Origin of the sequence: Alistipes sp. CAG:29 (assembly GCF_000435435.1) — a bacterium.
Classification (GTDB): domain Bacteria; phylum Bacteroidota; class Bacteroidia; order Bacteroidales; family Rikenellaceae; genus Alistipes; species Alistipes onderdonkii.
Genome location: NZ_FR893459.1, coordinates 38,874 through 58,606, shown reverse-complemented (window position 1 = coordinate 58,606; position 19,733 = coordinate 38,874). Strand labels below are relative to the sequence as shown.

11 protein-coding genes and 1 pseudogene are annotated in these 19,733 nt (G+C 59.3%); 7 read left to right on the top strand and 5 right to left on the bottom strand.

What is annotated here, in order from left to right:
• Positions 1–7: 7 nt before the first annotated feature.
• The 6 genes from QVP03_RS06495 (at position 8) to QVP03_RS06470 (ending at position 11,636) form a co-directional block, all read left to right on the top strand.
• Positions 8–1,849: a RagB/SusD family nutrient uptake outer membrane protein gene (locus QVP03_RS06495; RefSeq protein WP_022332712.1), complete on the top strand. Its 1,842-nt coding sequence runs from the start codon at positions 8–10 to the stop codon at positions 1,847–1,849.
• 36 nt (positions 1,850–1,885) lie between these two features.
• Positions 1,886–4,762 (top strand): SusC/RagA family TonB-linked outer membrane protein, encoded by a 2,877-nt coding sequence (locus tag QVP03_RS06490; RefSeq protein WP_022332711.1) that lies wholly within the window; start codon positions 1,886–1,888, stop codon positions 4,760–4,762.
• 19 nt (positions 4,763–4,781) lie between these two features.
• On the top strand, positions 4,782–6,452 hold the full coding sequence (locus QVP03_RS06485) for a RagB/SusD family nutrient uptake outer membrane protein (protein WP_022332710.1): 1,671 nt from the start codon (positions 4,782–4,784) through the stop codon (positions 6,450–6,452).
• A 27-nt stretch (positions 6,453–6,479) separates the two neighbouring features.
• Positions 6,480–7,034, top strand: coding sequence for a DUF1735 domain-containing protein (locus tag QVP03_RS06480; RefSeq protein ID WP_022332709.1), 555 nt, complete (start codon positions 6,480–6,482; stop codon positions 7,032–7,034).
• Between the two features lie 71 nt (positions 7,035–7,105).
• Positions 7,106–8,770, top strand: a complete 1,665-nt coding sequence (locus QVP03_RS06475; RefSeq protein WP_022332708.1) for a cellulase family glycosylhydrolase — start codon at positions 7,106–7,108, stop codon at positions 8,768–8,770.
• A 7-nt stretch (positions 8,771–8,777) separates the two neighbouring features.
• Entirely contained in the window at positions 8,778–11,636 is a 2,859-nt protein-coding gene (locus QVP03_RS06470; RefSeq protein ID WP_232045705.1) for a glycoside hydrolase family 2 protein, read from the top strand.
• 184 nt (positions 11,637–11,820) lie between these two features.
• On the opposite strand, the gene QVP03_RS06465 is transcribed toward QVP03_RS06470, so the two are convergent.
• From QVP03_RS06465 to QVP03_RS13810, 5 genes and pseudogenes are all read right to left on the bottom strand, one after another.
• Positions 11,821–13,032: an AGE family epimerase/isomerase gene (locus QVP03_RS06465; protein ID WP_022332706.1), complete on the bottom strand. Its 1,212-nt coding sequence runs from the start codon at positions 13,030–13,032 to the stop codon at positions 11,821–11,823.
• A gap of 2 nt (positions 13,033–13,034) precedes the next feature.
• The gene (locus QVP03_RS06460) at positions 13,035–14,453 is read right to left on the bottom strand and encodes an MFS transporter (protein ID WP_022332705.1); all 1,419 of its coding nucleotides are present in this window, start codon (positions 14,451–14,453) and stop codon (positions 13,035–13,037) included.
• A 1-nt stretch (position 14,454) separates the two neighbouring features.
• On the bottom strand, positions 14,455–15,621 hold the full coding sequence (locus tag QVP03_RS06455; RefSeq protein WP_022332704.1) for a glycoside hydrolase family 130 protein: 1,167 nt from the start codon (positions 15,619–15,621) through the stop codon (positions 14,455–14,457).
• Between the two features lie 27 nt (positions 15,622–15,648).
• On the bottom strand, positions 15,649–16,734 hold the full coding sequence (locus QVP03_RS13815) for a glycoside hydrolase family 26 protein (RefSeq protein ID WP_410511584.1): 1,086 nt from the start codon (positions 16,732–16,734) through the stop codon (positions 15,649–15,651).
• Between the two features lie 3 nt (positions 16,735–16,737).
• Positions 16,738–17,991 (bottom strand): annotated as a pseudogene (locus tag QVP03_RS13810) (glycoside hydrolase 5 family protein); the annotation flags it as partial.
• A 235-nt stretch (positions 17,992–18,226) separates the two neighbouring features.
• Here QVP03_RS13810 and QVP03_RS06445 point away from each other — a divergent pair.
• Positions 18,227–19,714: a cellulase family glycosylhydrolase gene (locus QVP03_RS06445; RefSeq protein ID WP_022332702.1), complete on the top strand. Its 1,488-nt coding sequence runs from the start codon at positions 18,227–18,229 to the stop codon at positions 19,712–19,714.
• The last annotated feature ends 19 nt before the right edge of the window (positions 19,715–19,733 follow it).

Sequence of the window (19,733 nt, the reverse complement as noted above, 5' to 3'; positions counted from 1 at the left end):
CCGAACTATGAAAAAGATAATCGTTACTTTACTGATATCGGCATCGCTGGGCCTTTCCGCCTGCCAGGATACCTTCCTGCAGATGCCGGACACGACCGGAACGGTCGACCTGAACGAGGTTTACGGGTCGGCTAAAAATGCCAAGAGTGCCCTGATGACCTGTTACCGCGAAGCCCTGATCCACGGTCTTCCCGGCGGTTGGGGCGTCGGTCACGGCACCTTGGGAGCCATCAGCGGCGAGATTTCGCGCGGCTATTCGTGGCACGGAACCTATACGATCTCCCAGTCGGGGCTCGACGTGAACGGGACGGACGGCTCGGATGCCGGCTCCGACCACTTCGGTAACAACTGGGCGTATATCCGCCACTGCTTCACCGTGCGGGAGAATATCGACCGGGTTCCCGACATGAGTGACCAGGAGAAGAATTACGTCAAGGCCGAAGCTACGGCGCTGGTGGCCTACCGTTACATGGGCATGTTTTACCGCTACGGGGGCCTTCCCATCGTCCGCGGGTCGTTTTCCAATCCTGCCGACCCGGGGGTTTTCGCCGGCCGGGCATCGCTCCAAGAGACGCTGGAGTATATTCTCGAACTATGCCAGCAGGCCTACGACGGGCTTCCCGAAGGCGACTGGGGTGCTGCCGACCAGGGGCGGATGACGCGCGGCGCCGTGCTGGCCATCAAGGCCCGTACGCTGCTGTTCGCAGCCCGGCCGCTTTTCAACTCGGCGACTCCCTACCTGAGCGGAGGACATGACGACCTGGTGTGTTTCGGCTCAAAGTCGGACGACCGTTGGCAGGATGCCATCGAGGCCAACGAGGCCGTGCTGACCTGGGCTGCCGCCAATAACTACGCCCTGCTCAATACCGGCGGTGCCGGTGAGGGCAACCCTAACCCCAAGGCCTTCGAAGACTATGCTACGGCAACTTCGACGCCTGCCAACCGGGAGGTGCTGCTGGCCTACAAATGCGACGAGACCGGTCAGTGGACGTGGCCCGGAAGCGCCATCTTCTACTACAATAACTACTCTCCGGTTTGGACGAACAACCGTTGGGATACCGATGTGAGCGGTGTATTGACCAACTTTCTGAAGCTCTATTACAAAGCCGACGGATCGGAATTCACGAACTGGCCTGGTGTGAACGAAGCCGCTCCGCGGGATGCTTCGGAGTGGATTCAGAATATCGGGGACATCGAGCCGCGCGCCAAGGCCGATAATATGTTCGTAGGCTTCGACGCCTTCAATAACCCGGGCCATTCGAGCTGGTCGGCCAACAACTGGGGCCGTCAGGTGTCGAATGCCGGCAAGAAGACCAATTTCCCGGCCGCCATCGAGGCCGGGAAGGGGTGCGCCGCGCCGGTCAAATTTTACTATAAGGCCGGAACGCGCGTCTGGTTCGAGTTCCCGCTCTTCCGCCTGGCAGAAACTTACCTCAACCTTGCCGAAGCCTATAATGAGAAGGGCATTGCCGCCAAGGCGCTCGAGAATCTGAACAAGGTGCATAACCGGGCGGGCCTGCCGAAGGTCACCGAGACCGACCAGGATGCCCTGCGCAAGATTATCCGCCGGGAGCGTGCCATCGAGCTGTACCGCGAGAACAACCGGTATTATGATGTCAAGCACTGGAAGGACGAGAATATCGGTAACGGTATCATCGGTGGCAACATGCACGAGTTGCAGTTCAAGATCAAGGAGAGCCATTCGGGCAGCTTCAACCTCGCTTCTGGCCTCGAATCATACTGGGATGCAGTGGTTTACACCTCGTACTGGAATCCGAAAATGTATCTCGAACCCATTCCGCAGTCGGAGATCAATAAAGGCACGCTGGTGCAGAACCCCGGCTACTAATTTCCGCAGGTTTTTCCGCTAAAAACAAATACGATTATGAATAAATTCATCATTATACCATTGCTTCTTACGGGAGTCGTTTCGCTGACCGCCGCAACGGCCGCCGGGACGATCCAGGAGCCGGCGCCTGCCGATTCGGCTTACGCGGCGGAGCCTGCGGTTCCGGGGGCATTCTTCGGGACATCCCAGGCTCGCACAACGGGGGCCGTTTCGACCGTCGACGGGGTTTCCCTCGGCAAGACGACCGCACCCAACCTGACCAACAGTTTTGCCGGGCAGTTTTCGGGTCTGACACTTTTTCAGGGGTCGGGCGAGCCGGGTAACGATACGGCCAGCTGGCTGATCCGCGGTATCGGGTCGTATGGTAATGCCGGTTACAATACGGCTAAAATCTTTGTCGACGGCTTCGAAGTGAATGCCAGCTATATTGCCTACCTCTCGCCGGCGGAGGTCGAACGCGTGTCGATCCTCAAGGACGGTGCTGCGTTGTCCGTTTTCGGCGAACGGGGTGCCAACGGCGTGATTTGGATTGAAACCAAACGCGGCAGGATTGCCCCGGCAACCGTCAGCGCCTCGGTGCGTTTCGGGCTTCAGCAGGCCACGACCCTCGCCAAGCCGCTCGATTCGTACGGTTATGCGTCGCTTTACAACCAGGCCGTCAGCAACGACCAGGGGCGTTGGTCGCCTGCCTATAACGACGAGCAACTGGAGGCTTACCGGAATGGGACGGGTACCGATGTCGATTGGTACGACGAGGCATTGCGCAATGCCGGTTATACCATCGACGGCGATGTCTCCTTTCGCGGCGGTACCGAGGTCGCCCGCTACAACGTGATGTTGGATTACCTCAATCAGCAGGGTCTTTACGATGTGAAGAACAGCGATTCCCGGTCGAACCGTACCTACGAGCGCTACAATCTGCGTGCGAACCTCGACTTTACGATCTTCAAGTTCATCGAGGCGCGTGTCGACCTGGGCGGGCGGATCGAGCGTGGCAAGCGGCCCAATATCGCGACCGACGACCTGTTCTATAACATGGCACGCTATCCCTCGAACATTTACGAGATATGGGACGATGCCGAGCGGACGCACTATTCCGGAACTTCGGTCTACAACAGCAATCCCGTGGCGTCGCTCAATGCCCTGGGGTGGCGCCAGACCCAGTCGCGCGTATTGCAGGGCAATTTCCAACTGGTCGAGAAACTCGATTTCATCACCGAGGGGCTCTACCTGCGCGAAGCCTTCTCGTTTAACACCTATACCAAGAGCGGCTATTCGAAGACCCGTAACTACGCCCGCTATCACAACGGCGAGCGTACTACCACCGACGAAGATACATCGCTGCAGGCCAGCGGCTACGGCTCGGACGGCATGGAGGACTGGAAGCAGGGCCAGATTTCGCTGGGCTACAACCGTACGTTCGGCCGCCACGCCCTCGACGGTGCCGTGAATTTCCACATATCGGGCTATAACGGCGACGGCTATTTTTCCTATAAGTACCACTATGCGAATCTCAACGGCCGCATCAATTACAGCTATGACGACCGCTATGTCGCCGAGTTCGGGTTCTCCTATTTTGGTAACGATGCCTATGCCAAAGGCAACCAGTGGGCGTTCTACCCTTCTGTTTCCGCAGCCTGGGTGCTTTCCAACGAGGCTTTCCTGAAGGATTCCAAGGTCGTCGACCTGCTTAAGCTGCGTCTTTCGTACGGCCGTAGCGGCTTCGCCGATTCGGGTGCTACCGGCGTATTGTCGAACTACTCTTCCAATGGACGCTATCTGTTCAAGGACTATTACACCAATTCCTATGTCGGCTCCTTTTACATGGGCTCCGGCGAAGGAGTCTGGCAGAGTTCGCTGGTGCACATGTTCCTTGCGAACGCCGGCGTGCATGCCGAAAAAAGCAGCAAGTACAACGTCGGTATCGACGCCGAACTTTTCGGGAAACTGCATCTGTCGGCCGATGCCTTCATCGATAAACGCACTGACATCCTTACCCTCGATAATTCGATGATGGGCTATTACGGCAAAAATTATTATTTCGACAACATCGGCAAGATGACCAACAAAGGGGTCGAGCTCTCCGCCGTGTGGAACGACCAGCGCGCCAACTGGGGATACAGCATCAACGGGTCGGTGTCGTTTAACCGCAACAAAATCGATTACATGGCCGAGGTGGCTCCGGCGTACAGCTACAACGCCCAGACGGGTCGTCCGTACGGGACGCTGATCGGGTTGGTCGCCGACGGTTTTTACGATGTGGACGATTTCAATGCCGACGGTTCGCTCAAGGCCGACCTGCCGCAGCCGATGTTCGGCGCGGTGCAGCCGGGTGACATCAAGTACCGCGACCTGGATCGGAGCGGTTTTGTCGACCAGAACGACGTGACCAAGGTCGGCAAATCGCCCTATCCGGAGTGGACGTACTCGCTCGGTGCCGCCTTCAACTACCGGGGTTTCGATTTCAGCTTCCTGTTGCAGGGTATCGCCGGCGCATCGTTCAATCTGCTCGACAATGCGGTACAAACCCGGGCCTTCGTTGACAACGGCAATGTTTACCCCATCGCCCGCGGTGCCTGGGCCTACTATCCCGAACAAGGGATAGATACCCGGGCCACGGCGACCTATCCGCGCCTGACTACCCAAAGCAACGAAAACAACTACCAGCTGAGTTCGTTTTGGGTGAAGAGCCGTAACTTCATGCGCGTGCGCAATATCGAGGTGGGTTATAACTTCAGGCACCACGCCAAATTCCGCGCGGCGGGTATCTCCAACTTCCGGATCTACCTGAATGTAACCAACCCGTTTACCGTCAGCAAACTGATGTCGGATTACGACCTGGATCCCGAGTTGCTCTCCTACCGTTATCCGGTGCTTAAGTCCTATAACATCGGTGTAAGCCTTACTTTCTAATTAAACTATCGAAGCCATTATGAAATTCAGACTCATATCCAAGACGTTCCTGCTGTCGGCTGCTGTCGCGGCCGGTGCCGGATGCAGCGATTTCCTCGACACCAGTCTCGACCAGAACGAAACGGGGGAGTCGATCGAGACGACACTCGGTACGTTGTGGAAATTCGGCAATGCTTTCTACACCCCGATTGCTTCCGGTTATACTACGCTCGACTCCAATCTTTTCGCAGCGGCGACCGACGAGGCACAGCAAACCAAAGTGCAGTGCAATGCCAGCTATTTCAACAAGGGGGTCATCAACGCCAACCTCAACCCGATTTCGAATCTTTATACCGACTGCTACGAAGGGATCCGTGCCGCCAATTTTTTCCTTGACTACACAGCCAACGGCAAAGGCGAGTACATGGTGGGCATGAACCGCGATACGATCAACGACCGCCCCAACTATGAACGGGACTTGGCCTCGCTGCACTGGTACCAGGCCGAAGCGCACATCGCACGGGCTTATTACTATGCCGAACTGATCAAGCAGTACGGCGGCGTTCCCATCGTCGAGAGCCAGTATGCCGCGAACAAGTTCATCCCGCGTTCCTCCTACGACCAGATAGTCGAGTACATTGTCAAGGAGATCGATGACCATAAGGGAAAACTGGCTGTCGACTGGGCGAGTTTCTCCGAGCGCAACGGCCGCTTTACGCTGGGCGCCGCGCTGGCCATCAAGGCGCGTGTGCTGCTCTATGCCGCCTCGCCGCTCCACAATCCCGACAACGATGTCGAGAAGTGGAAAAAAGCCGCCGCGGCTGCCTACGATATTATCAGCAACCCGGATTTGAACTACTCCCTCGACAGCGATTACGGGGCTTATTTCCAAGGTAACCGCAGCCTTTCCAGCCCGGAAACCATCTATGTCGTACGCCGCGAACAGTCCAATGCGATGGAGAGCAACAACTATCCGATCGCTACGCCGGGCGGTGCGTCGGGCGTGACGCCGACGCAGAACTTGGTCGAGGCCTATGAGTGGGTCGGCGATCCCGTTGCCGGGGATCCCTATGCCAACCGCGACCCGCGTCTGGCGGCAAGCGTCGTGACCAACGGCAGCACCTGGAACGGTCATGTGATCGACCAGTCACCGGGCGGTAGGCACGACATGTCCGCCCCGAATGCAAGCAAGACGGGATATTACCTTAAAAAGTTCCTGACCGACAACCTCGACCTGACGCAGGGCGCCAAGGTGCAGCATAACTGGGTGTCCTACCGCTATGCCGAGGTGCTGCTCAACTATGCCGAAGCGATGAATGAGGCCTATGGCCCCGACCAGGCTCCCGGCGACTATGCGCTCACGGCGCTCGATGCCCTGCAACTGGTGCGCGACCGTGCCAGTCTGCAGCTTCCGATTGTCACGGCGGCGACCCGCGACGAATTCCGCGAGGCCGTTAAGCACGAACGCCGCATCGAACTGGCCTTCGAGGATCATCGTTACTGGGATCTGCTGCGGTGGAAGGATGCGATGGAGGTACTCAACAAACCCGTCCGCGGTGTGAAGGTAACGAAAACAGGAGAAGGCAAGTGGTCGTATACGCAGACCGAAGTGGCTACGCGCACTTTCCTCGAACGCAACTATTATATGCCTTTCACCCGTTCCGAGGTTGAAAATTCGAATCATACGCTCGAACAGAACCCCGGTTATTAGTTCCGGGATGCAAAAGAACAATGAATTATGAAAAACAAGTTGATCCTGCTCATCGCATTTCTTTGCACATGTGCCTTTGCAGCCTGCGAGGGCGACGGCGACGCCGATTACGGATTCGGTAAAGTATATATGCCCCAGGCCGTTTCGACCGGCGGCCTGAACAACTCCTATGCCGTACCTTCGGGCGGTGGTGACTATACCTACAATTTCCGTGTTGAAAACGGTACGGTTCGAATAATCCTGGGTGTCATACGCTCGGGAAAGCTCTCCGATAAGAAAGGGTATACCGTCGATGTCTACACTTCTGCGGAGGACACGGCGGCCGCCGTGTCCGCATTCGGCGGCGAAGCCATGCCCGAGGGACTTTATTCGCTGCCTTCGACGGTCGTGGTGCCAGACGGGAAAACCGGTGGGACATTCTACCTCGATATTCCCGTGCTGGCGATTTCGAGGAGCGAATACGCCGGCAAGAAACTGGTGCTTTCCGTCGGAATCCGGAATCCGTCGGCATACGAACTTTCCGATGCGGCGACCAAAACCGCCGTTATCGTGAATGTCGATGCCCTGAAGGCCTTGCTCTAAACATCTTAACCTGTGAGAACGATATGCCTCTTGTCGGAGAGGCATATCGTTTCTCAAAATCATGACGACCTATGAAAAAAGCCATTCTGATCCTCTTTGTACTCCTCTCCGCGGCCGGGATACGGGCGCAGATCCGTTCCGTGGAATGCACTGCGCCCAGGCCCGGCCTTTACGAGCGTACCGATTTCACGATCCGCTTGACGGCCCGTTACGACAATGCCTATCTGCAGGAGCAGGTTGCTCTCGACATGCTGATTACCACGCCTTCGGGCGCCGAACGTATGCTGCCTTGTTACTGGGTCGAGGGGGCGTCGGGTGCCGAGTCGCGCTGGGAAGCCCGTTTCACGCCTCAGGAAGAGGGACGCTATGCCTGCCGCTTCCGCCTGAGCGAACAGGGCCGTGAAACCTCCCGCTCGAAAACCGTACACCTCGATGTCGGCCCTGCCGCGGATTCCCGGGGTATTCTGCATGTGCGCGATTACTGGACGTTGATTTACGACGACGGAACGCCGTTCCGGGGTGTTGCTGAAAACATCTGCTGGGAATCGCGTGCCAACGACGATTCGCGCTTTTTCAAGGCCCTGCACGAACAGCACGACAAATATAACTACGACTACATGCTGCCGCTCTTCGCCCGCAACGGTGGTAATTTTATTCGCGTTTGGATGTGCGGATTCAATTTCCCGATCGACCAGCAAGACCATTTCAACAACATACGCTACGAGGCATCCGATGCATACTATAATCCCAGCGCCATCGCCCGTCTCGACCATTTCGTCGGGCTTTGCGAACGGCTGGGGATACACGCGATGCTCTGCATGGGACAGGGTGCCGTGCATGCCGACCGGGCGTTTTTCACCGGGGAGCCGCAGGCCCGCCGCTACATGAACCGCCTGCGCTATATCGTCGCACGCTGGGGTTACAGTCCGGCGATCGGTATGTGGGAGTTCTTCAACGAGATCGACAACATCCAGTTCCGCGATGCGAAGAACCCGATCCCGGCCGAAGAGATAGTCGCCTGGCATGCCCGCATGGCCAGGTACCTGAAAAGTATCGACCCTTACGGACACCCCGTCACCACGTCGATTTCCCACCGGGATCTCGAAGGGCTCAATTCGGTGCCTGGGATCGACGTCAACCAGAAGCATATCTATTGCAATACGGGCATTATTCCGGCCGAGATACTCCGCTATGAAAACCGTTTCGGCAAACCCTACGTTATCGGCGAGTTCGGCTATGAGTGGGACTGGTCGAAGAACTTCGATGATTTTGGCGCGGATATGGATCGCGATTTCCGCCGGGGACTTTGGTACGGCATTTTCTCGCCCACGCCTCTGACGCCGATGAGCTGGTGGTGGGAGTATTTCGAGAACCGCGGTATGATGGCCTATTTCAGGGGAGTGCGGCAAATATCCGACCGGATGCTCGCCGACGGCAAGGGCTCTTTCGAACAGATGACCGTAGCGTGCAACCCGGCAGAAGCAATGGGCATCCGGTGTGGCGACGTGGTCTATGTTTACCTTTATAACAATTCTGCCGAGCACATCAGGGAGGCGGGACTCACCGTCAATCTGGGTTGTAATGGCAGCTATGCGGTCGAAGCGTTCGATCCCGCGACGTGCATTAGCACGGCGCAGGGCAACCTTCCGACCCCAGGGCGTTTTGTACTCGAAAAAATCACGCTCGCGCCATATGCCGAGCGGATCTACATCTTTACTCCCGAATCCGTTAAATGACCGGTTTATGCGTCTTAAAACAATTGCCATGATGCTGACGCTGGGCATCGCTGCGGGCGGGGAGGCCCCGGCCCAGCAGGCTGCGCCCCTCAATCCTACCAATTTCGGGCTCGTGAGCCCGCAGCCGCAGTCCGAATTGCCGCACTCCGCGACACCGCCCCAACAGGCCGTGCGTAAACCGAAGCGACCTGCCCAAGCCCGTCTGGTGCCGTCCGGCGCGGATTCGTGGGTGCTCTCCGACGGCTGGGAACTGGCCCAAACGGATCGGTTGGTCGGAAGCGACGGTTCGCTTTTCGATTCCGCCTACGATACTTCGGCCTGGTACAATGCCGTCGTTCCCGGAACGGTGCTGACTTCGCTGGTCGAAGCGGGCGTTTACCCCGACCCCTATTACGGGCTCAACAACCTCTCCATCCCCGATAGCCTCTGCCGCACGGAGTGGTGGTACCGGATACGTTTCCCACAGCCGCGGGACGTCGCGGGACACCGTGTCTGGCTGCGTTTCGATGGAATCAACTACCGCGCCGACGTGTGGCTGAACGGCCGGAAGGCAGGTACGGTCGACGGGGCGTTTACCCGGGGCGTGTTCGATGTGACCGGGTTTTTCTCGGCCGAAAACGTCCTTGCCGTGAAGATCCGCCCGCCGCACAACCCGGGGATTCCCCACGAGCAGTCGAAAGCCGCGGGGCGGGGCCCCAACGGAGGACAGTTGTGCCTCGACGGGCCGACTTTCATCAGTTCCGAAGGCTGGGACTGGATTCCCGGCATCCGCGACCGTAATATCGGCATCTGGCAGGATGTGACGCTCGAATTTACAGGCGATGTGACGCTTGCCGACCCGCAGGTAATCACCGACCTGCCGTTGCCCGATACGTCGTATGCCGACCTGACGATCCGTGCAGAGGTTACGAACCACGCTGACGAACCATGCCGGGCGGTGCTGCGCGGCACTTTGGACGGCGGTATCGGTTTCTCGCTGCCGGTCGATCTCGCTGCCGGGGAGACCCGCACGGTGAACTGCACGCCGGCCGAGTGCCCGGCCCTGCGGATTGAGGAGCCCCGCCTGTGGTGGCCCAACGGCTACGGGCCGCAGGAACTCTATACGTTGCAGTTGGCGGTCGAGCAGGACGGAGTCCGTTCCGATGCGGAGCAGGTTCGTTTCGGCATCCGGGAACTTACCTATGAGTTGAGCGTGGATACGCCTTCCGGGGAGGAGTTGCGCATCGACTTCGCCCCGACGAACGACCTGTGCGGTGGTGAAATGCCTTTCGACAGCTTCCATCGCCGTTCGGCGGGTGACGGGGTCGTTGTCCCGGCCCTGAAGGCGGGGGTCGATGTTTCGCGCTTGCGCCGCATCGAAAAAGACGGTGCCGCGCCGTTTCTGGTACTTCGGTGCAACGGGGTGCGGATCTTCTGCCGCGGCGGTAACTGGGGCATGGACGACGGGATGAAACGGGTTTCGCGCGAACGGCTTGAACCCGCTTTCCGCCTCCACCGCGAGGAGGGTTTCAACATGGTGCGCAACTGGACGGGCGAATCGACCGAGGAGCTTTTCTATACGCTTTGCGACGAATACGGTTTGCTGGTGTGGAACGACTTTTGGCTCTCGACCGAGGGATATAACCAGAATGTCAACGATGAGGAGTTATTCATGGCCAATGCCCGTGAGACGGTGCGTCGTTTCCGCAACCATCCGTCGCTGGCCGTGTGGTGTCCGCGCAACGAAGGCTATGCTACCCCGACGCTCGAACCGCGGTTGGCCGCGCTGATAGCCCGGGAGGACGGCACACGCTTTTACAGTCCCAATTCCCGCTATATGAACCTGCGCACGAGCGGCCCGTGGCATTACCTGGCCGATGAGTCGGAATATTTCCTCCGCCATGCCTTCGGGTTCTCCACCGAGTTGGGAACTCCGTCGGTGCCGACCGCCGAGTCGATGCGCAAGTTCATTCCCGAGGCGGACAGGTGGCCTATCAGCGATACGTGGTACTACCATGACCTGCATTTCGGGCTGCCGGAGTACTGCGGGGCTGTCGATGCACTCTACGGGAAGGCCGAATCGCTCGATGATTTCTGCCGCAAGGTGCAGCTGATCAACTATGATAGCCACCGGGCCATGCTCGAAGCGTGGAACAGCCGTATGTGGAACTCCACTTCGGGCGTGCTGCTGTGGATGAGCCATCCTGCATGGCCCAGCCTCGAATGGCAGACCTATTCGTGGGATTTCGAGACCCACGGCTCCTTCTACGGCTGCCGCAAGGCCTGCGAATCGCTGCACGTGCAGATGAACCCTCATGACGGACAGGTGTTGGTTGTCAATACGACCCGCGACGCCCTTACGCACGGCCGGGTGATTGCGACATACTACACACCGGCCGGAAAACGCCTCGGCCGGCAGCGTGTTGTGCTGGAGGAAATTGCCGCCAATGCCGTGACGCCGGCCATGTCGGCCGCCCTACCCGAGAACCGGGACTGCTACATGGTGCGGCTCGAACTGTATGTCGGTGGCAGGCGGGTTAGCGTGAACGATTACCTGCGCAGTCCCGGCCGGGATTTCACGGCGTTGAACCGGTTGGCACAGGTTCGGCTCCGGGCGCGCCGCGTAGCGCGGCAGGACGACGGACGTGCCACGACGGTGCGATTTGAAGTGTCGAATCCCTCGGCCACAACCGCCCTTGCGGTGAAATTCAACGTCCGCGACGGGCGGACGGGCGAAGCGATCCTCCCGGCCTATATTTCCGAAGGGTATATCCATTTGCTTCCGGGTGAAAAACGGACGGTCGAAGCCGAATACGTTTCATGCGGCGGAGCCGTTCTTTCGGCCGAGGGTTATAATCTGGAACGGCATACATTGTTGGAACTCTGAATACCGCAAATGCGAAAGGAGCCGTGAAACTGATGTTTCACGGCTCCTTTTTTGTGCCTGCCTGTCGCTCCGAACCGAAGGTCGGGGATGCTTGCGGAGCAGCCGGCGTGCCGTAAGGCGGAGAAGTCCGGTCGTGCCCCCGGCTACATGAGAAAACTCCCTCGGGCACTGCAAAGCCCTGTTTTTATCGTGCGGAAGAGGTTTCGTTGTCCGGAATATGCGCGGCGATCTCCATGCACATGCGGCCGTTGTGATAGGGGCATTTCCAGAATCCGGCCTTGTCGTCCGTTCGGTTGACGCTGCCGTCGGGGAGAATGCTCCACCACCATTCGCCTCCCGTGCGGTCGATGAGGTGTGTCTTGATGTAATCCCATGTTTTCAGGGCGGGCTCCAGGGCCTCCTTGCGGCCGTGGAGCCGGTAGAGATAGAAAAGCCCGATGACGCACTCCGCCTGCACCCACCAATGACGTTCGAGATTCCGGGTGCCGTCGGGGTGCCGTTCGTAAATCATGCTCCAGTCACCCATATAGCCTTCGAGGGCCGCATTGGCGATGGCGTAGCAGCTGGTGCGGGTGCGCTCGTACAATGCTTCGTCGCCGAGCGTCGCTGCGGTTTCGAGCAGCAGCCACGAAGCCTCGATGTCGTGGCCGTAGGAGAAGCAACCGGCGCTTTTCAACTGCCATCGGTCGTCGAAAAATAGTCCCAAGTGGCCGTTTTGCGGCTGCACGATCCGCGAGAGGAAGATTTCCAGCAGGTTGCGGGTCTGCCTGCGCAGCCCCTCGTCGGGCCAGATGCGGAGCAGGTTGGTATAGGCCTCCAGGATGTGGAGGTGGGTATTCATCGTCTTTTTCTCGTTGGCGTCCTTGTCGCTCAGGCGCACGTCGTCGATCGGTGACCAGTCGCGGGCCGCCGCCTCTTCATAGCCGTTGTTAACGGCGTCGTAGGAGTGCTCTTCGATAGCCCGGAAGAGTCCGATTGCCTCCCGAAGCGCCCGCTCGTCGCCTGTCGCCCGGGCGTATTCGCTCAGTCCGTAGATGGCGAACCCGAGGGCGTAAAATTGTTTTTTCGTGTCTGCAGGGTTGCCCGCAGCGTCCACCGACCAGTAGACGCCGCCGTAGGTTTTGTCGAGGAATTTGTCGAGCAGGTAGTCCCGTGCGGCTGTGGCTGTTGCCAGGTATTGCTCGCAACCCGATGTCCGGTAGGCTGCCGAGAAAGTCCACAGGATGCGGCCGCAAAGGATTGCACTCCGCCCGGCGTTGGCTATCAGTTCGCCCGTTCCGGTCATGCGGCCGAAAAATCCTCCTCCCGGGTCAACCATTTGCCGCGCCCAGAACGGGAGGATATTATTGCGGAGCTCTTCGGTGAGCTCGCGCTTGAATTGTTGTTCGCGGTTCATGTTCATTTGTTTGCGGCCCTGCGCAGGGCCAGTTTTTCTCCGATTTCGCTTATGCGGGTTTCGTTGAGCGGATAGATTGCAACCAGCAGCACGGCCAGCGCGCACCCTGCCGCCGGCAGCCAGCTCATCAGCATCCGCAGTCCGAAGATTGCCTCGCCGTTCTGCACCGCGGCGCCCGAGGTGTCGTATCCGTAGGAAGCCAGCAGCCAGAGGATCAGTGCACTGCCGAATGCGCCGCCGAATTTCTGGGCCATCGATGACGACGAGAATATCAGCCCCGTCGAACCGTGGCCGTGCTTCAGCTCCGAATAGTCCGCCACGTCGGCATACATGCTCCAGAGTAACGGGAAGGTGATGCCGGCTGCGGCTGAAATCACGATTTGCAGTACGACCATCGCCCAGCATCCGGCAACGGTGGTCGGCATGAAAAAGAAGACGATGCTCAACAGGCCCGATACGGCCATGGCCCAGATGTAGGTCATCCGCTTACCGATACGCAGCGAGATGGGTACGGCCAGTACGACCCCGAGCATGTTGGCGATTTCGCCGATGGCGAGGAACGCTCCGCAGGAGAGTATCATACTGCCGCCCAACAGGTTGTCCTCCCCGATGAAATCCTTGAAGTAATAAGCTGCCGCCCCGCCGCGGATCGAGTTGAAGAGCAGCGCGGCCACCGCCACGCCCAGCAGTATCCACCACGGCCCGTTGCCGGCGAGCGATTTCATGTCGGACAGAATCGACTGTCCGCCCGCAGACGGGCTTTCGACCGGGGCGACGCGTTCGCGCGTCAGGCGGAAGCAGAGCAGGAAAAGCAGCGCGCAGATTGTCCCGACGACGATCATGGCCGCCTGCCATCCGTCGGCCTGCGCGGCGACGGCCCGCGCGGCGTCCATGTCCCCGGTGTCGGGGGTGAAGAGGTCGCACAGGGGTTCGAAAATCGCCAGTGCCAGGAAGCTGCCCCCGTAGGCGAAAAACATCCGGTAGGAGGAGAATACCGTCCGTTCGCGCGAATCGTCGGTCACCACGCCCAGCATCGCCCCATAGGGGACGTTGATGGCGGTGTAGACGGTCATCATCAGCAAGTAGGTGGCGTAGGCCCATATCAGTTTGGCCGAATAGCTCCACGTGGGTGTCGTAAAGGTGAGGATGCCGGCCACGGCGAAAGGAACGGCGACCCAGAGCAGGTAAGGTCGGTAACGTCCCCAGCGGGAGGTCGTACGGTCGGCGATCAGGCCCATGACGGGATCGGATACCGCGTCCCAGAGTTTGGTGACGAGCAACAGTACGGCGGCATGTTCCAGGCTCAACCCGAAAATGTTGGAGTAGAAAAACGGAAGATAATAGGAGAATATTTTCCAGAACATGCTCGACGACATGTCGCCCAGCCCGTACCCGATTTTTTCCGACCGTGCAGCTGCCATTTTAGCGTTTGAGGTTTTTGTCGATGAGTTTTTTGAGCGTTTCGACGCTGTGCCCGGTCGTAAATCCGTCGGCAGGCGTGTGCAGGCAGTAGTCGACCAGCTGCCCGACGGTCGAGGTCGCTACATGCATGCGGGTATCGCACGAGGCGTAATAGATGCAGACCCGTCCGTCGGGATCGGCGATCCAGCCGTTCGAGAAAAGCACGTTCGACACATCGCCCGTGCGTTCTTCGCCGAGGGGGCCGAGCAGCATGCCCGCGGGCTCGGCCAGGGGTATCCAGGGGCGTTCGAGCTCGGTCATGTAGAGGTAGAGCACATAGCGCAGCCCCGCGGCGCAGGTTCGTACGCCGTGTGCCAGGTGCAGCCATCCCCGGGGTGTTTTGATCGGATGGGGGCCTTCGCCGTTTTTCGTCTCTTTGATCGTATGGTAGTAACGCCGGTTGATGATCGACTCGCCCGTGACTTGGGCGTGCGTGATGTCGTCGATGAGCGCCCAGCCGATGCCGCCGCCGTTGCCCGTGTCGATAAACCCGTCCTGCGGCCGGGTGTAGAGGGCATATTTCCCGTCCACGAATTCCGGGTGTAGAACCACGTTGCGCTGCTGGCTGGAGCTTTTCAGGTCGGGGAGCCGCTCCCAGTCCACCAGATTTTTCGTGCGTGCGATGCCAGCCGCTGCAACGGCGGACGACAGGTCGCCCGGAGCCGCTGCCGGGTCTTTCCGTTCGACGCAGAAAATCCCGTAGATCCAGCCGTCCTCGTGTGCCGTCAGACGCATGTCGTAAATGTTGGTTGCCGGTTCCCCGTATTCGGGCATGGTGACGGGATAGTCCCGGAAACGGAAATTGTCGATGCCGTTAGGCGACTCCGCCACGGCGAAAAACGATTTGCGGTCGGCACCTTCCACGCGAACCACCAGGAGGTATTTGCCGCCGAATTTGATGGCTCCCGAGTTCATCACGGCATTTATCCCTATCCGTTCCATGCAGTAGGGATTGGTCGCAGGGTCGAGGTCGTAGCGCCAGAAAAGCGGCGTGTGCGCTGCCGTGAGTATCGGATGGCGGTATCGGGTGAAGATACCGTTGTAGGCATCGGTTGGCATATTTTTGCGTGTCAGGAGCTGCTCGTGCTGCAACTGCAACCGATGCATCGTTTCCTCAAAGTTGGTCATTGTCGAAAATTGAGTCTATATTGTTTGTTATTGAAAGGCGTTGGCTGCATCGGCCGCGAATAACGTCCGTGGCGAAGCATAGAACCGGTTGAAGTCGGCCTGCGAGACCTGTCCGGGATAGGGTGCGTAAAAATGCCCGGGTTTTAGCGTCTGTAAGGCATTCCTCCATACCAGTACGTATGCGGGACGCTGCTCCCCGATGCCCTGCATCAGTACCCCCGTCCACCAGTCGGCACGCGGAATACCCTCCATGCCGGTTTCCGATACGGCATAGGGTTTCCGGTGGTCTCGGGCGATCTGATCCATGATCCCGAGCGATGCCCCGAGCCGCGTGACGAATGCCCCGGCATCGCTGCTGTGGTAGGCATCCAGCCCCAGTATGTCGACCCATGCATCCCCCGGATAACGCTCGAGGTATTCCAGTCCTGTGACGCACGGGTTGGGCGAATAGACGGTGAGCATACGTACGCCCCTGTCGCGCATGCGTTCGACGGTCATTTTCCAAAGTGCTTCGTATTCGGCGGTCGAACAGAGCCGTTGTCCCCACCAGAACCAGCTCCCGGTGTGCTCGTGCCAGGGACGAAACAACACCGGAACGGTCGTGCCGTCGTTCGTGGACAGGGAGTTGAGAAAATCGGCCGCAAGATCCACCCATCCGAGGAATTTCGCATGGTTTCTGCCGCCCGGCAGTACCGAACGTACGGTGCCGGGGTCGCTCACATCCCATGCGTCGCCGCCTGTTAACGGGTTGCGGGGATGCCAGCTGACGGTCGTCAGCCCGCCGCGTTCGTATTGCCGGACAATTTCGCGGCGCATCGTGTCGAAGGGTACGCCGTCGAGATTATGCCCCGTCCCGAGCTCGATTTCCCCGAGGTCGCAGCCCAGCACGGCCGGATAATCCCCACAGCATGCCTTCACGTCGCAACAGCCGGGCCGGTAGGCCCAGTCGCAGCCGTAAAAGGGGAAGTCCTGCTGCCCGAACAACAGCCGGTTCCGGGCGGATGTTTCCCGCAGGAGCCGGAGCAGGGCCGCCGGGGTTCCGTTGCCGGGTGTCGCCGTAAGCGCTTGTGCATGGAGGCCCAGCGTGCGATTTGCCGCCGTGATCTCCCGCAAGGTAGTATGGTCGTTGTCGAAGACCGAATTAAGCCCCTGCTCTTCCTGTGCCGGGTCGCCGCAGTAATCGTCGCCGGCTTGCCAGCTGAGGTGTACGGGGCGTGCCGCGCCGCCCCAGCCCCAGAAATTGCATCCTGCCACGATGTCGCCGGCCGCTGCACTGCGTATGACCTGCTCGAAGATATGGCGGTAGTAGGCGTCGCGGGCCGTCGTAGGCGAGCCGGGCTCGAAGGCGAAGCTGTCGCGCGGGTAGCCGAACTCCTCGATGACGAGCGGTTTGCCCAGCTCCCGTGCGATTTCCGCATGGCGGCGGATGTATTCGGTCGTTTTTTCGCAGGCCGCCGTGAGGTCTCCCCCGACATTTTCCTGGCTGATCCACCGCCAGTTGTAGGGCCAGATGTGTATGTTGGCGTAGTCGATCTCCGGCAGGGCGTGGATGCGCCGCCATAGCCCGATGTCCCCTTCGCATCCCATTTCCCCTTCGCTGCCGGTCGAAACCATGTGGTTGGGGTCGAGTTGCTTGATGAGTTTCGCCGTGCGGGCGACCCAGGCGAAGAAGCGTTCCTTGTTGTCATCCGAGAAGGCCCGCGGCTCGTTGGCGATCTGCCAGGAGAAGATGGCCGGGTCTTCCCGGTAGGGGCGTCCCGTATAACGGTTCGTACGGGTGACGATGTGGCGTATGTGTTTTTCCAACAGTATTTTACAACTGTCGGTGGCCTCTGCTTCGTGGAACTGCCGCACGTAAGCCATGAAGGTGTCCCATCCGGCCAGTCCCGGAACGGGATAGGTGCCCCGGCCGCTCCATTCGAGGTACTGGCTGTATCCGCCGCTCCATTCCCAGGCATTGGTGAGGTAGAGCACTGCCTGCATGTCCCGCTTTCCCAGTTCGGACATCAGGAAATCCAGCCCGTCGAGTGCGCGGTCGTCGTAAACTCCGGGTGCGGTTTGCAGGATCGGTTCGACTTTCGATATGACTCCCGTGTTGCCTTCCGACCCGACCAGGACACGCAGGTTGCCGATACCCGATGCCTTCAGCCTGTCGAGTTCGCGGCACAGGCGGTCACGGTCGCGCCCCGGCCCTTCGGTGGCCAGCAGAGCCCCGTACCAAAAGTTGGCTCCGACGAAATAGCCTGAATTGGCGCTTCCGCCGACGAAACGTCCGTTTTCCACACGGATGAACTGGGGCTGGGGCTTGTCCTGACATCCGGACAAGCTTAGCGTAAGGGCTCCGAGCAGCGGCGTAAGCAGGTGTTTCATGGATTCGGGTTTAGTCGGTTTTCAGTTATGCAAATATACGAACGGAGGCGACTGTGAAAAGAGTAGTATTTTAACAGATATTTATACTTTTTTGTTTTTTATGTAACTTCCGGGGTTGCTTCCCGGTAGTGCTTGTGCCGATTGTCGGCAAACGATCTGTTTCGGTTAAAAAAGTATTACATGCGAAAGCTTTGGGCGGCTTATCTTTATCTTCGTAACCGAAAATATCCGGACGATGGAAAAAAGAATTGTGCGATATGCTTTATTTGCAGTTGTTTGTGCGGCTGGAACCGCATGGGCCTGTGCGCGGGGCAACGCTTCCCCGCCGGAGGGGACGTCGCCTGCTCGGGGCGTGCTGACATTGAGCGGCAGGGTGATCGACGACGCCTATATCGGCAACGGCGTCCAGTGGGATCCTTACGAGGTGCATGACGTCGACGGCCGGTTTTCTGCGGCCGACCGAAAACGCCTTACCGACAGGCTGGAGTACATGCAGCCCCGTTTCATCCGCGTGATGGGCGGTATCCGGTCGTATCTCACGGACGGGCGGTTCGACCCGTCGCGGAACATGGAGGATTTGCACATGATTCTCGGGTTCTGCAATACGCATGGCGTGACGGTATTGCTCGGCGACTGGGGCGGAAGCTTGGTCGATCGGCAGGCGCAGACCGTCGACCAGGCGCTGATCGACAGCAGCGGAGAGATGGTGCGCTACTTGGTCGAAGAGTGCGGTTACGATTGCATCCGTTACTACAATATCGTCAACGAACCTAACGGCTCGTGGGCTTCGACCCGGGGCGACTATGCCCTCTGGCTCCGCGCCGCACGCGCCATGGATGCTTCCCTGCGGCGGCACGGCATGGCCGGCCGGGTGAAGCTGGTCGCTCCCGACGCGGCGGTATGGACGACCCTCGAAACACACTGGGTAAGTAATTCCGTCCGGGATCTCGGCGACGCCGTGGGGCTTTACGACATCCATACGTATCCTTCCAAGGCCCAGGTCAATACGGGGGAGTATTCGGCGATGATTTCGGCTTACCGTGCTGCGGCTCCTGCGGGGACGAAGATGATCCTCGGCGAGCTGGGGTTGAAATTCATCGACGAACGCGATGCCGCCTATGCCGCCGAGAACGAGCGGCGGATTGCTGCCGACCCCGATGCATCGCCCGGCGATTCGCAGATGTTCGTCTTCGACCACATGTACGGTATCGACGTTGCCGATGCCGTCATGCAAACGGCCGCATGCGGCTATTCGGGCTGCGTGGTCTGGATGCTCGACGATGCGATGCACATGAACGAACCCGGGAAACTGAAAATATGGGGGTTTTGGAACATCCTCGGCGAAGAGCGCTACGGCGCCGGCAAGGAACGGATCCGCCCCTGGTACTATGCCATGTCGCTGCTGTGCCGCTATTTTCCGCAAGGTGCGCAGATTCTCGCCTCCGGAGTGTCGGGCGTCGGCGGAGTCCGTTCGATGTTCGGACGCACCGAGAAGGGCGTGACGTTGGCTGTGGTCAATACGGATTCGGAGCGGACGGTGGAGTTGACGCTGGAAAATCCTCAGCCCGGACTTTCCGATCTCGCGCTTTATGTCTACGCCCCGGGGCGGCTCAGGCTCGGGGGCGAACGGTTGCTTCCCGTGGAGCGCGGGGTGGCGCTTGCGCCCGGAAGCCGGATCAGCCTGGCCCCCGAGACGATGCTCGTCTACACCTCGATGGAATGACCGGGTATTTTCCCCGAAC

What these genes read in the sequence shown, in the direction of transcription:
- QVP03_RS06495 (WP_022332712.1), top strand. Translation starts at nt 8, where the DNA reads ATGAAAAAGATAATCGTTACTTTACTGATATCGGCATCGCTGGGCCTT.
- QVP03_RS06490 (WP_022332711.1), top strand. Translation starts at nt 1,886, where the DNA reads ATGAATAAATTCATCATTATACCATTGCTTCTTACGGGAGTCGTTTCG.
- QVP03_RS06485 (WP_022332710.1), top strand. Translation starts at nt 4,782, where the DNA reads ATGAAATTCAGACTCATATCCAAGACGTTCCTGCTGTCGGCTGCTGTC.
- QVP03_RS06480 (WP_022332709.1), top strand. Translation starts at nt 6,480, where the DNA reads ATGAAAAACAAGTTGATCCTGCTCATCGCATTTCTTTGCACATGTGCC.
- QVP03_RS06475 (WP_022332708.1), top strand. Translation starts at nt 7,106, where the DNA reads ATGAAAAAAGCCATTCTGATCCTCTTTGTACTCCTCTCCGCGGCCGGG.
- QVP03_RS06470 (WP_232045705.1), top strand. Translation starts at nt 8,778, where the DNA reads ATGCGTCTTAAAACAATTGCCATGATGCTGACGCTGGGCATCGCTGCG.
- QVP03_RS06465 (WP_022332706.1), bottom strand. Translation starts at nt 13,032, where the DNA reads ATGAACCGCGAACAACAATTCAAGCGCGAGCTCACCGAAGAGCTCCGC.
- QVP03_RS06460 (WP_022332705.1), bottom strand. Translation starts at nt 14,453, where the DNA reads ATGGCAGCTGCACGGTCGGAAAAAATCGGGTACGGGCTGGGCGACATG.
- QVP03_RS06455 (WP_022332704.1), bottom strand. Translation starts at nt 15,621, where the DNA reads ATGACCAACTTTGAGGAAACGATGCATCGGTTGCAGTTGCAGCACGAG.
- QVP03_RS06445 (WP_022332702.1), top strand. Translation starts at nt 18,227, where the DNA reads ATGGAAAAAAGAATTGTGCGATATGCTTTATTTGCAGTTGTTTGTGCG.